This is a genomic window from Rhizobium yanglingense (genome assembly GCF_977109285.1).
Genome location: NZ_CDSAWY010000002.1, coordinates 11,720 through 24,489, shown reverse-complemented (window position 1 = coordinate 24,489; position 12,770 = coordinate 11,720). Strand labels below are relative to the sequence as shown.

Genomic DNA, 12,770 nt, shown 5'->3' with positions numbered 1-12,770 from the left:
AACGTACCTCTTCGCCAACCAGCGGCCGATCACAAACAAAATTACATTTCGATATTGCCCTAACGAATTTCAAGGCCCTGCAGGCACATTGCCTTCGCAATTTTCTGCGGTGCGAAAGCCGGTCCGCCACGGTCAAAGCGCCCCAATTTCCTTCAGGTTTCGAGGCTCCGTCACGTTGGCTTCACACGCACGAGAGAACGGGACGCGACAACTCGCCGCAATTGGCGCGCACCAATCATCTGATCGATGGGCGTCGATGGGGGAGCCGGCGTGCCGGGCGTCTCGGATCGTTCAAGCAAACGACTCCGTGCCAGCGACCTTCTCGAACGTGCTGAACTGGAATTGCTGCACCGATCCCGATGGGGTCGTGTGCTCATGCCGGCGCGTTGCGGCAAGCTTGAACCCGCTGCCGAGAACATCCTGCAGGCCTTGCGCATCGTAGCGGGCGACCGGCAGGCCGCTGCATTTTTCCGGTCCGTCGGGCGCAAAGGTTCCGATTACGGCTTTGCCGCCATTCTTGAGCGCCTGCCCCAGCACCCGAACATAGGCCTTTTGGTCGGCCGCCTCCGTCAGGAAGTGAAAGGCGGCGCGATCGTGCCAGAGATCATACTGGCGGCCGGGCGTCCAGGCGGTCATGTCCGATACGATCCACTGCACACGCGTCGCATCTGTCAGTCGCGACTTCGCCGTCTCGATGGCTGCGGCAGACAGATCGAGGACGCTGATATGGGCCTGGCCGGATGCCACAAGAGCATCGACCAGCCGCGAGGCCCCGCCGCCGATGTCGATCACCGACATGTCCGGCGTCAGCCCGGCTTGACGCAGCAGAACCATCGACAGTTCCGGCGTATCCTCGTACCAACTGACTTCGCTCTCCGCCTTGGTCTTGTAGACAGTCTGCCAATGGGCTTGCCGGTCACTTGTGGACATACCCACTCCTTTTTGAGGAAGAAAGTTTACCAGATTTCGAGCGAGCATGCCGAAGGAAGCGTCAACCCCATCGCCAAGCTTGATCGGCCCGCATCCCAGCCTATCTTGCCTCTCCGTGAAGATGTCCGCAGTGCCGTTTCCCTGCAACGAAGGAAAATACGATGCCCACTTTGAGCAATGGCAGTGAGCTTAGCGTATGGGAAGACATCAACAACGAGAGCCCTGATGCAATCCTTTTCAGCATAACGGAAACGGACGGCGACGTCCTCGGACCGGGGGCCGCGCATACAGATTATCCGTACGGCTGGGTCGATCTTGCCTCGGTCGACGTGTTCGACGGCTTCTTTACCGTCACCACCTTCACCAATGACGGCAGGACCGAGATCTTCACGACGGTGGAAACTTTCGTCTTCGACAACGAAGGCCGCTATATCCGCTCGCTCTCCGACCAGGCGGCCTACCTTTCGACTGAGATTATCTCCGTCACTGCCGAAAGCCCCGACGACATGGTGGTGACATGGCAGGGCGCCAACGAATATTTCGGCGGCGAAAACACCCAGTACGGCCCGCACCAGATCATCCTGGAAGGCGGCGCGCTGCAGCCCGACTCCTTCGTCAACCATGCGCCCACCGCCGCCGACATGAGCTTCACGCTTTCTCCGGGCCAATCGCTCGACGACATCAAGTTCAGCGCGTCGGATGCCGATTTCGACCTGTTGAGCTTCGTCGTCGTGGACGGGCCGGACCATGGCACGCTGCAGCAGGAGACGCGATATGAAGCAGGCTACTATCCGTTTCATCAGGGCCAATATGTGGGCAGCCTGCACTATCACCAAGACTACCTGAACGGCAACCTCTTCGACTATTCTCCGTCGGCCGGCTTCACCGGCACCGACAGTTTCACGGTTTACGCCACCGACGGCCAGGGCAACAGCAATCTGGCGACGATCACCATCATGATCGTGCCGCCGGCCGAAGAGATCACGCTCACCGATGCGAAAGACGTCGCCAGCTATGAGGCGTACGATCACCCGGTTCTCGTCGCCGCGATGGACGGCAATGACCGGATCACCGGCAGCCGGTTCGACGATACCGTTGATGGCGGCGCTGGCAAGGACCGCCTGCGCGGCGGCGGCGGCGACGACACTCTCAACGGCGGAACCGGCCGCGACACACTGTCGGGCGGAGCGGGCGGCGACATCTTCGTCTTCGACACCGAGCCCGGCCGGGCGAATTGCGACAAAATCCTCGACTTCAGCTCCGCTGACGACGTCTTCCGGCTGGACAGTTCCGTGTTCGCCGGCGTCGTGGCGGGCGCGCTCGACCCTAGGGCCTTCGCGAAGGGCACAGCCGCGCTGGATGAGGACGACCACATCGTCTACGACACATGTTCCGGCCGCCTGCTCTTCGATTCCGACGGGAGCGGCCATGCGGCCGCGGTGGCGTTTGCGGCCGTGAGCCACGGCACATCGCTTGCCGCCGACGACTTCCATTTCTTCTAGGCGCGGCCCCAACCGGCTTTAGAACCGGCGCGCCGCCCGTTTGTTGCCACATACATACGGGCGCAGCTTCGTTGTCCGCGGGGACTCAGTGTCCGAAGTTCTTTAATTTATTCAATTAGTTATTAACCATATAGCAGACTGCAATTCCCATGCTGCATTGCATCATGATCTAAAACCACCTACCGTGGGCCTGGCGCCACGGGGAAAACGCCATGGGAAAACCATGTTCGAATAAGGATGTCAGATGCTTGATGCGCCAAAGTCTAAGCCGAAAGACCTCGAAGCCATTGCCCGCACAGGCGGGCCCCTTCGCCGCATGGCAGCGCGCGTACCAACCTATTTAACCGACCTCAAGGAAAATCCCGCCTGGCTGCCGATGTTCCTGCTGGCCCGCACGATGCCTTTCCGTCGTGCCCATTGGCTGACCGCCAGACCTATTCCGTCTTCGGCAACAGCACCGTCAATGTTTGGCGGGATCAAGGCGGAGAAGGCCGCTGCGGAATTGCGAAGAAATGGCATCTTCACCGGCCTCACTTTGCCGCCAGCCATCCAGGAGGAAATCGCCCGTTTTGCACGCGAGACGCCGTGTTTCGGCAATTTCGAGCGCAAGGTCGAGTTTCTCGCCGGAGAGCATGCCGAAGCCGAACGCCGGTTCGAGCGCACGATATTGAGCGGCCATCATTTCGAGCGGGTTCTGCAATGCAAGGCAGCCGTCGCCGTGCAGAAAGACCCGCTGCTCCTCAATATCGCGCGGCATTATCTCGGCGGCGAGGCGAAATTGATCACCACGCGGACATGGTGGAGTTTCCCGACGAAGTCTGCCTCGGAAGCCGATCTGAGCCGCGCCTCGTTCAAGTTCCACTTCGATCTCGACGACTGGCGGATGCTGAAATTCTTCTTCTATCTGTCCGACGTCGATGCGGATGCCGGTCCGCATGTCTATGTTCAAGGCAGCCACAACCGCCGCCGAATGAAGCATCAGTTGACGCTGCTTGTCGGACATTCGGCCGAGGACGTGCTTGGCTTTTACGGCAAGGAGAGCGCAGTTACGCTGACAGGAAAGGCGGGCACCGGCTTTGTCGAAGATCCCTTCGGCTTCCATATGGGAACGCTCGCCAAGCATACGCCGCGCCTGATGATGGAAGTCGGATTTGGCGTATCGAAGCCGTCAAAGCGCCGGTATCACGGCGAGCCGGTGATCAGATAGCCGTCCCTTGATTTCCGAAGCCGGCCCGGCTGGACCGGCTTCGGTGATTGGATGTTCCTCTTGGCAAAGCGGCCTGCCGTTGCACTTCAGGCCTCCGGGCAACCGTCCCGCAATTTACGCCATGTCGTGACGTTCAACTCCATCTCGCAGCGTGCGAGATACGACGCCCCGCCCACCCTGATGCAGGCAGTCTGGCCAAGCTCGTACCTCGTGCCATCCCGATTGCGGCAGGTGCAGCGCGAATCCGGGTGGGCCGCAGCGACGCTCGCTGCGGCCACGGCCAACGATAGCGTTGCAATCCATTTGGCGTGCCGGCGTTCCATCGACCGAGCATAGCGCAAATATTCGCAGTTGGCACGAAGCAGAGGTGGCTTCCTACCGCGCCGATCACTTGCCGCAAGATTCCCTCCCGGCTCAGCCTTGCCGTTCAAGCGCTCCCAGCGAAGGGAGAAGCTGGCAGAGCGCCGCAATTGCCCGGGAGCGGTCAGCGTATTGCGCCACGCTCGTGACAACGCCGGATCGCCTCGTCGAGCGCCGGGCGCAGAACGACGTCGTGAAGCGGTGCTGAAAGCGCCCTCAAACGACGCCCAGAGAATCCAGAGTCGTCGGAGCAAAGATGCACATTGGACGAGCTTTGATGCCAGCTCTCACCCAGCCTTAAATCGCGCCGATTTCCTTCAACTTCTTCAGGACCGCCTCGTTGGGCTCGCCGGTTTCCGGCAGGTTGTAGTGCTTTTGGAAGCGGCGGATGGCGGTGCGGGTTTGTTCGCCGGCGACACCGTCGACGCCGACATCGGCGTAGGCCATGTTGGAAAGGCCCTTCTGGATTTTCAGCACCAGATCGACATTGGTAAGCTCAGATGATGGGACCTGCTTCGGGCCGGCGGGCGCGGTCTTGATCCTGCTTTTCGGCGCTGCGGATGGCGGCGGCGACCCGGATCCTCGGCCGAGGCTTTCGAGGTCACATCCTCGCGCGGCTTCTCGGCGGGAACGGTCGAGGGGCCGATGGAATCGGTCTTGAGGGCGGCAAGCACATCCGGCGTCGCATCGCCGCTCGGCGGCATGCCGACGGTTTCCTCGAAGAAGAGGATCGCGGCGCTGGTGCGCGGGCCGATGATACTCGTCGGCCGTGCCGTTATAGAGGCCGCGGCGGATGAGCTCCTTCTGGATGTCCATGACCAGCTGACTGGGCTCTTGGCCGGGTGCTGCAGCCGGCGGCGTCGCATTGGTGGTCGAGGCAGCGCCCTCCTCGCCCGGACGTTCGATCTTGAAGGTCGTGACGTCGCCTGGGGTGCGGCTCTTCCACGGCCGGACGGCCGATCGAGAAGGGCGCTGGCACATCGCGGGTGCGAAAGAAGGGATGCGGATGCGTACCCGGCTGATACCAGAGTGCATTGGCGGCGACGAAGCTGAAGATCACGACAAAGGCGGTGGTCCCGCCTGCGACCGACGGATTGCGCGCAATGACGCCGCCCGAGCGCGGGATGCGCCCGTCATGCCCACGCCGCCGAGGGCGGCAGCCCCTGTGAGAAGCAGGCTCGGCTGCTGCCGGCCTCTCCTTCCCTTCGGCGATTTTCGCTTGCGCGCGGCCATCGAAAAGCCCCTCTTCCAGTCCGGCGACGTTCGTCGCCGCAATTTTCAGCCGCGGCGGGAAATCGACGGCCCCGTCCTTTTCCGCATGCGCGGCACCGGCGCCGGAACCATCCGCGGCAATCGAAATGGTGATGATCGTGCCATCGCCGGGAACGCTGGCAATCGCGAAGTGGCCGCCATGCAGTGCCACGAGGCCCTTCACCAGCGACAGGCCGAGGCCCGTGCCCTCGTAACGACGTGTATAATCGTTCTGCACCTGCATGAAGGGCTGGCCGAGCGATTCGAGCCTGTCGGCGGGAATGCCGATGCCGGTGTCGCTGACGCTGATCTGCAGGATGCCGTCCCGCACCGCCGCATCGACGTTGACGGCGCCGCCGGCATCGGTGAACTTCACGGCGTTACCGACGAGATTGATGAGGATCTGCTGGATGGCGCGCTGGTCGGCGACAACCTCGTCAAGGCCGCGCTGGATGCGGCTCGTCAGCGTCACACCCTTGCCCTTGGCCTGCAGCGCAAGCATCGCCTCGCAGGAGCGGATCGAGGCGCCGATATCGAACGGTTCGAGCAGCAGCTCATAGCGGCCGGCCTCGATCTTGCTCATGTCGAGCATGGTGTTGACGACGGAAAGCAGGTGCGCGCCGGAATCGCGTACCAGGGTCGACGTATTCGCGCTGGCGCTCATTGTCGAACTTGCCGAAATATTCGCCGAGCAGGATATCCGAGAAGCCGAGGATGGCATTCAGCGGCGTGCGCAGCTCATGGCTGACGGCGGCCAAGAAGCGCGACTTGGCATCGTTGGCGGTTTCAGCATCGGCCGCCCGGCTTTGGGCTTCCATGCGCAGCTGCTGTTCGACCGAGACGTCGCGGAGCTGGGCGACGACGGCCAGGAGCTCGCCGTCCTCATCGCGCCGCGCCGTCATGTCCATTCTCAGATGCGCAAACTGGCGAAGATCAAGGGAAACGCAGGGGCGGTCGAGGCGAAGGTCGACGCTGGCGCACTCCTCGCCCTGGCGCAGCCGGTCGAGCGCCTGCAGGACGAAGATGCGGTCGGAGACATGCACCTGCTCGATGAAGCCCCTGCCCTTCGGATCGCGCATCCAGGCGAGGAACTCGCGGCAGTCGCGGCCACCGGCGGTGGTGACGTTGCCTTGCGGATCGAGGAAGAGAACGAGGCCGGCGCTGTTTTCCAGGAAGAAGTCTTCCGCGGGCGCCGCGGCGACGGCCGACACAGCAGCGCTCTGGCGGGCAAGCGCGATGCTGCCCACGGCTGAAAAGAGGAAGGCAGCGCACACCGTCGCGACACCTGCAGGCAGTGCCACGGCCGGGCTGGTGACGAAGGAGAGGCCGAAGGGCGCAGCGATCAAGGCCGCGGAAGAGAGGAAGACGAGGCGGCGCAGGATCGCAAGCTCGCGCTCGGCAACAGCTTCGCCGCTTCCCGTGCGGGAAAGCCAGCCTGCCGCTGCTCGGTCCACGAGGGCTGCCGCCCGTCCGCCAATGTCACTCAATACGCGCACGCAATACCCGCCGAAAAGGCTCTTTACACAGTGCGGACAATAGGCCCCGGCGGCTTAAGGAAAGGATAAGGCAAAGCGGCCCTCCACAGCCCAAAAGCTCTAAAAATCCCATTTTGAGCCATCCGCAGGGCCCTTTGGTTTTTGTGGTTAATAGGGGGTAAGCGATGGATTTTCGCTCGCATTTCGGCTTTGTGTTAACCTTTGCGGCGCGCTCGGCCCTAGGGAATCCCTGCAATTCCAGGCAGCCCTTTGCGCTATGCTTAACCCCGATGGCTACAATTTGACTGAAATGCGCTCAGAATGCCTTTATTTAAAATTCGAATTAAATTTGCCGCAAATGCCGTCGAGTTTCGAAAAGTGGCATTCGCATTTCCCCGCTAGGGTGAAAGCACACCGGAAAACCGGGCCTGATTCGGCGAGAAGACCGGACGGGAAAAACAGGATGGGCAACGACAATGTGGCTTCTGATCAAAGGATCGTTCTGGTTCGGCCTTGTGCTAGTCCTCTTGCCGCTCTTCAGCTCGGAGAGCTCGACGCGGCTTGCCAACGACCCGCAAATCCAATTCTTCGACGCCTTCACCGCCGCAAGCGGCGCCTATGCAATATCTCACCGGCATGTGCAACGAGAAGCCGGAGGTCTGCGCCAAGGGCGCCGAAACGCTCACCGCCCTCGGCTACCGGGCCCGCGGAAGGCGCCCGCGTCGCTTATGAGCTGCTGGACAGCCAGTTCTCGGACGAGAAGGCACCGGCCCTTGCGGAGGCGACGCCGGCCGCACCGCTTACCGAAGCTCCCGTCGCAGCCGATGCTCCTTCCGCAAAAGAGCACCGGGCCGCCGCACTGAACCAGCCGATGCCCTACCGCCCGCCGGCGGAGGACGAATCGGTTTCCGACAAGGTCGTAACCGGCGCCATTCCCTTGCCGACACCGAAGCCGGTCCTTTAAGAGTTCCGCGGAGCTCTCCGCCCCAAGCTTGCACCGGCGATCCGCATGATACGCAGATGCCCGTGCCTGACGTGCCTGCCCTGTTTGATTTCAGCATTGCGCTGCGCCGTGAGGGTGCCCATCCTTCACGGCGTTTTTTCTATGCGTTCGAGGGATAGGCGGGCAGGCGACGAAGGTGCCTTTGATCTTGAGGCGACGAACAGGGCGGAAGGAACGATACCCTGAGCGGCGCGCCCCCCGCAATGCTGCCGAACTTCACCGACTATCCTTCGCGCCTGCTTCACGGCCTTGGCGCCCGCCGGCTTGTTGCGCTTTTGGTGTGCCATGGCGAAGCTGTTCTCTATCCACCAGTTCATTCGCAGCGATGGGCCGCTCCGGCAGAAGTGGTGCGGCCGACCCCATGGCGTTTACCGCCTGGCAGACGTTTTTCTTTTTAATGGTTCAAAAGCGGCGGCAGTTCACCTATATCACTCACAATAGTGAAAGGCCCGCTTATGGCATCTCTCGACGAGATCATCGACGACTTCTCCTTCCTTGACGACTGGGAGGACCGCTACCGCTATGTCATCGAACTCGGCAAGGGGCTGCCGGACCTGCCGGACGACAAGAAGACGTCCGCGAACAAGGTGATGGGCTGCGCCAGCCAGGTCTGGCTGGTGACGCATCCCGAGGCGGATCCTGAAAATCCGGTGCTGATCTTCGAGGGCGATTCCGACGCGCATATCGTGCGTGGCCTCGTCGCCATCGTGCTTGCCACCTATTCCGGCAAGAGGGCCTCGGAGATCGCGAGCCTCGATGCGTTCGATATCTTCTCGAAGATCGGCCTTGTCGAGAACCTGTCGTCGCAGCGCTCCAACGGGCTGAGGTCCATGGTGAACCGGATCCGGGAAGAAGCGCGGGTGAGGGTCGCGGCTTAAGCGCGCCGTCATTCGTTTGGCAGTACACTCGTCTCGCGTGGAAACAGCCTGATCAAGTGCGTCCGCTCCATCTGCAGCCGTGAACGGCCGGACATGATATTCTCTTCGAGACATAACGTGATGTCGCTTGCCAGAGCCTCAGGGATCTCGATGCCTCCGGCCTTGAGGAGCCGATGCTCCATCGCCGAAAGGGAGCCAACGGCACCATTGCAGCCGTCTGCGGAAAGTTCCGCCAGTCGTGTTCGGCGCTCGGCAGCATCGGCGGTTTGAATGCGCTCCCGCTCCTGATAGGCAGCGATCTGTCCCCACGCCAGATAGAAGAGCCGCGGAGGTGCAAAAGAACGCGATGAGAAGGCCGCTCCGCATGCGTCAGGCCTCCCGAACGGCATTGCAGTTGGCCGCAATCGGCATCTCGTGGGTGCCAGCTGCGAGATGCATCACGTAGCGCTCGGCGGCGTCAGCGAGGGCCAATGCAACCTCGCTCTGCAGCCACCCCGCGTTTGCGGCTTCAATCGCAATCTGCGTCGCCAGATGGTCGAAGAGGCAGGCGCACTCGTTCGCGCGCCGGGCATCGTCGACGTCGAAGGTGGGTGGCCCTATGTTCATGTTCAGTGGACGATCGCGGAAAGCGAGGACGGAAGGCCCTGAATGGCAAAACGGTGAAACGGCGGAACGCTAGGAGGCATGGCGACGACACGCTTTGCCTTGCCGAAGTGGCGGTCGAGTTCACTTGCAAGCTCGGCGGGCGAGGTCGTGCCTGCCTGGAACAACTGGATGAGCAGCCGTGCCGCAGCATTAAAAGTGCGAGGCTGATCGAAACGAATGTCGCCGGTATAGCCGGCATCGCTCAGCACCTGCTGCAGTATGCCAAGGTCCTCGCTGTTTAGGTATTTCATGATGACTTCGGAAGACATGCAGTCCTCCTTTCGGTCGGGGCTAGGGCATGACCGCCCTCAGACAGCAGCGCCCGTGAAATGGCTGCTGGAGGGCGGACAGTGCGCTTTCAGGGAATACAAAGCAAACGATATCTTTCGCACTTCCTTATATATAGTCAGGCGTTTCGCGGCGCCGGAACGAGACCGCTGCGCCATGCCCTCAGTCGCTTCAGACAATTGACCATGGATGTACTTGCACTGGTGTGAAAAGCGATGACGAGGAAGGTCCGTGCGATTTCGCCGGCCTTGTTTATTGCCTGCATTCTTCGGCGCGACGTATCCCGCCGGCCTTTCGAGCGACCTTGAGGGCGGAAACATGTTTGGTCCAGAAAATAGCCTCGAAGGGTCAATTCTAGGAATGCTCCATCGCTAAAGAGCAGTGCGCAGGCTTTGCCCATCGCTTGGAGGATTCTTCGGCAAGCGCGGCCAATGTGACCTTGCCAAATTTCGTAAGCAAAACGGCTTCCGCCTCATGCATCGCCCCGGCAAGCGAGGCGTTGACGGCCTGTTCGATAACGCACTTCGGATTGTCGCCCGCCAGTCCGATCGAGAAGAGTTGCGGCGCGCCCAAGGCGTTGTGGATGTCGAGCAGGGTGATCTCCCGCAAAGGGCGCGCCAGCATCCAGCCGCCGCCGTGCCCCTTCTCGGATCGGACATACCCCTGATCGCGCAGGCCGGCCATGGTTCGGCGCACGACAACGGCATTGGTGCCCAGCATCGCTGCAATGGTTTCGGATGTTGCGGCGCCTTCGTGGCGATCCATGTGAACAAGCACATGCAGCATGCGGGATAAGCGGGTGTCGTGTCTCATGGCCTGGTTCAGCTGGTTTGCGGATCACAGATGTAACAGATACATGATCATGCAACAATATTAGTTGCATGATCATTGACAAGCTATTTCACGTAACTTAACAAGTTTCATGACTCAACGTTCGGCTGTACCGCCGGGCGATGAACCGGAACGAAGGTGAGAGGATTATTTATGTATTTCGACGTCATCATCATCGGCGGCAGCTTTGCAGGCATTTCAGCGGCGCTGCCGCTCGCCCGTGCCAGACGGAAGATCCTGGTGATCGATGCCGGTGAGCGCCGCAATCGCTTTGCCGCAGTCTCGCACGGTTTTCTAGGGCAGGACGGCCGTGAACCCGGCCTGATCGTATCCGAGGCCCGTCACCAGCTCGAACGCTATCCGACTGTCCACTGGCTGAATGCCAAGGTACAAGCCGCAGAGAGGACCAGCAATGGATTTGCCATCGAAATCGATGGCAAGCCTATGAAGGAAGGCAGGCGTCTGATCCTGGCAGCAGGGGTTGCCGATCGACTGCCCGCCATTCCGGGCCTGCAGGAACGCTGGGGAAATCTGTCTTCCATTGCCCCTATTGCCATGGTTACGAACTGAACCAGGGGCGGATCGGCGTCATCGCATCCGGGGAACATTCCATGCATCATGCCCTAATGCTTCCTGACTGGGGCGAGACGACTTTTCACCGACGGTATCGTCGTCCCGAATGCCCATCAGGCGGCGCAGTTGTGTGCGCGCGCGAGTCAAGGTCGAGACGACACCAGTGCGCAAGATCGCAGGAGACCGTGCGGATGTTTGCCTGGACGATGGCAGGATTGTCGCAATGGACGGTTTGTTCACCCTGACGCGGACTTCAGTGCAAACTCCTTGGGCTGAGCAACTGGGCTGCGTGCTCGAAGAGGGGCCGCTCGGCCAGTTCATCAGGACGGATGCCTCAAAGCAGACGACCGCGAAGGGCATCTTCGCCTGCGGCGATGTAGCAAGGTCCGGCTCGGTGGCTCTCGCCGTTGGTGATGGGGCGCTGGCCGGAACGGCAGCCCATGAGTCGCTGATGTTCGGGAGTGATTGACGGCATTTTCATGTCCGCGGCATGAACAAGAAACGTTTCAAACCGGCATGCCGCGGGGCGGCACAGCACACTGCAACTGTTCGGGTCGTTAATTGCTTAATGACCAAACGCGCCCTTGTTGTCATCGACCTCTTCAGGCGCCCATCTTCATGCTGGCCACAATTGGGAGCCAGGCGACTTGCCGCCGGAAGCCGCAAGCAGCTTCGATGCCACCAGGACTTCGGTGCCTGCGAGGCCCGCCGAGCAAAACAACGTCGTTTGATCGTGCGCCTGGCGAACAGGCAGCCTGCCGCTGACGATCGCTGCCAAATCCACCAGGCGCACGGCATCGGGCGAACCCGTGCAGGAAGAATGGAGCCTTGTAGGCTTCTGTCTGCTCCAGAGAGTCGGTCGCGATAAGATGGGCGGCCGCGGCGATATCCAAGCCCAACTCATGCTCATCCACGGTCTTCGGACCGAGGGTGTTGATGTGAACGCCGGGCTTCAGCCAAGCTGCCTCCATCACCGGTGTTCGGCTCGTCGTTGCACAAATGACGACATCGGCCTCGCTTACAGCGCGCCGTGGGCGAATCCACGGGCTCCACGGGGATGCCTAAGCGCTGCTCCATCTCCGCTGAAAATGTGCGGCGGTTCTGTTCGTGGCGGCTATAGACGCGGACATGATCCAGCCTGCGGACAACTGCCGCGGCCTCCAACTGTGTCCGCGCCTGTTGCCCGCTTCCAATGACGCCTACCGTCCTGACGCCAGGCGATGACATATGACGAATGGCGATGCCGCCAATCGCGCCGGTTCGGATATTCCCCAACCGGCTGCCGACGACAAGGCCTTGAAGCTCTGCCGTTTCAGTCGACCAGACCCGCGACGACCTGTTCGTGGCGCAGCCCTTTGAATGTTTCATAAACCCTGAAGCCCGCAATGGAATCCTCGCCGATCGTGCCGCCGATGGTGAAGACAAGGTCGCCTTTGCCGCCAAATGACACGTTATGCCTGGGCGGCGAAATCAATACCCCTGCTGATCGCCCCGTCATTGCTTCCTCGATCGCCTCGATGGCGATCGGCATAGCCGTGCTTCGGTCCAGGTCGCTGTCGCTTAAAATGATGACCACCGGCGCCTCCTTGACTGACAGACTGCATCAAGTTCGCATCTCAACATAGATTGAGGTCAACAGGGATTTTACCGGTTCCGGCAATAATGCAGGCGCCAAATTCGATCAGGACGACCGGAAAGCATCAGGTGCAACTCTTTTTTGTTTTCAATTCGCCTTTTTCGCCACGGGCTGAATATACTGGGATTATTTTCCTCCATGTCCGCGCAAAGAAAAAGCCGGGCTTTGGGCCCGGCTTTCGCGCTTAGGAG

The 12,770-nt window shown here is 61.0% G+C and carries 9 protein-coding genes and 5 pseudogenes; 5 read left to right on the top strand and 9 right to left on the bottom strand.

The window, feature by feature from the left end:
* Window positions 1–291: 291 nt before the first annotated feature.
* The gene (locus ACW4PC_RS01195; RefSeq protein ID WP_455872599.1) at window positions 292–930 is read right to left on the bottom strand and encodes a class I SAM-dependent methyltransferase; all 639 of its coding nucleotides are present in this window, start codon (window positions 928–930) and stop codon (window positions 292–294) included.
* A gap of 161 nt (window positions 931–1,091) precedes the next feature.
* Between ACW4PC_RS01195 and ACW4PC_RS01190 the strand changes: the two genes are divergently transcribed.
* Both ACW4PC_RS01190 and ACW4PC_RS01185 read left to right on the top strand, forming a co-directional pair.
* Window positions 1,092–2,432, top strand: coding sequence for an Ig-like domain-containing protein (locus ACW4PC_RS01190; protein WP_455872598.1), 1,341 nt, complete (start codon window positions 1,092–1,094; stop codon window positions 2,430–2,432).
* 244 nt (window positions 2,433–2,676) lie between these two features.
* Entirely contained in the window at window positions 2,677–3,639 is a 963-nt protein-coding gene (locus ACW4PC_RS01185; RefSeq protein WP_455872597.1) for a hypothetical protein, read from the top strand.
* A gap of 86 nt (window positions 3,640–3,725) precedes the next feature.
* On the opposite strand, the gene ACW4PC_RS01180 is transcribed toward ACW4PC_RS01185, so the two are convergent.
* The 3 genes and pseudogenes from ACW4PC_RS01180 to ACW4PC_RS01170 form a co-directional block, all read right to left on the bottom strand.
* Window positions 3,726–3,962, bottom strand: a complete 237-nt coding sequence (locus tag ACW4PC_RS01180) for a hypothetical protein (protein ID WP_455872924.1) — start codon at window positions 3,960–3,962, stop codon at window positions 3,726–3,728.
* 334 nt (window positions 3,963–4,296) lie between these two features.
* Window positions 4,297–5,232: pseudogene (locus ACW4PC_RS01175) on the bottom strand (peptidoglycan-binding domain-containing protein).
* Window positions 5,207–6,746: pseudogene (locus tag ACW4PC_RS01170) on the bottom strand (sensor histidine kinase); the annotation flags it as partial. The pseudogenes ACW4PC_RS01175 and ACW4PC_RS01170, both read right to left, overlap by 26 nt.
* A gap of 455 nt (window positions 6,747–7,201) precedes the next feature.
* Between ACW4PC_RS01170 and ACW4PC_RS01165 the strand changes: the two are divergent.
* Window positions 7,202–7,689, top strand: a pseudogene (locus ACW4PC_RS01165) (DUF5330 domain-containing protein).
* 494 nt (window positions 7,690–8,183) lie between these two features.
* Complete coding sequence (locus ACW4PC_RS01160; protein ID WP_455872596.1) at window positions 8,184–8,606, top strand: SufE family protein; 423 nt, start codon at window positions 8,184–8,186, stop codon at window positions 8,604–8,606.
* 8 nt (window positions 8,607–8,614) lie between these two features.
* Here ACW4PC_RS01160 and ACW4PC_RS01155 read toward each other — a convergent pair whose 3' ends face one another.
* The 4 genes from ACW4PC_RS01155 to ACW4PC_RS01140 form a co-directional block, all read right to left on the bottom strand.
* Window positions 8,615–8,995, bottom strand: a complete 381-nt coding sequence (locus ACW4PC_RS01155) for a hypothetical protein (RefSeq protein WP_455872595.1) — start codon at window positions 8,993–8,995, stop codon at window positions 8,615–8,617.
* A complete protein-coding gene (locus tag ACW4PC_RS01150) occupies window positions 8,976–9,212 on the bottom strand; it encodes a hypothetical protein (RefSeq protein WP_455872594.1) in 237 nt (78 codons plus the stop codon). Before ACW4PC_RS01150 ends, ACW4PC_RS01155 begins: the two co-directional genes overlap by 20 nt.
* Window positions 9,213–9,214: 2 nt before the next feature.
* Entirely contained in the window at window positions 9,215–9,520 is a 306-nt protein-coding gene (locus tag ACW4PC_RS01145; protein ID WP_455872593.1) for a hypothetical protein, read from the bottom strand.
* Window positions 9,521–9,893: 373 nt separating this feature from the next.
* On the bottom strand, window positions 9,894–10,352 hold the full coding sequence (locus ACW4PC_RS01140; protein ID WP_455872592.1) for an Rrf2 family transcriptional regulator: 459 nt from the start codon (window positions 10,350–10,352) through the stop codon (window positions 9,894–9,896).
* Window positions 10,353–10,523: 171 nt separating this feature from the next.
* Between ACW4PC_RS01140 and ACW4PC_RS01135 the strand changes: the two are divergent.
* A pseudogene (locus ACW4PC_RS01135) lies at window positions 10,524–11,412 on the top strand (NAD(P)/FAD-dependent oxidoreductase).
* Window positions 11,413–11,559: 147 nt separating this feature from the next.
* On the opposite strand, the pseudogene ACW4PC_RS01130 reads toward ACW4PC_RS01135, so the two are convergent.
* A pseudogene (locus tag ACW4PC_RS01130) lies at window positions 11,560–12,519 on the bottom strand (ornithine cyclodeaminase family protein).
* Between the last annotated feature and the right edge of the window lie 251 nt (window positions 12,520–12,770).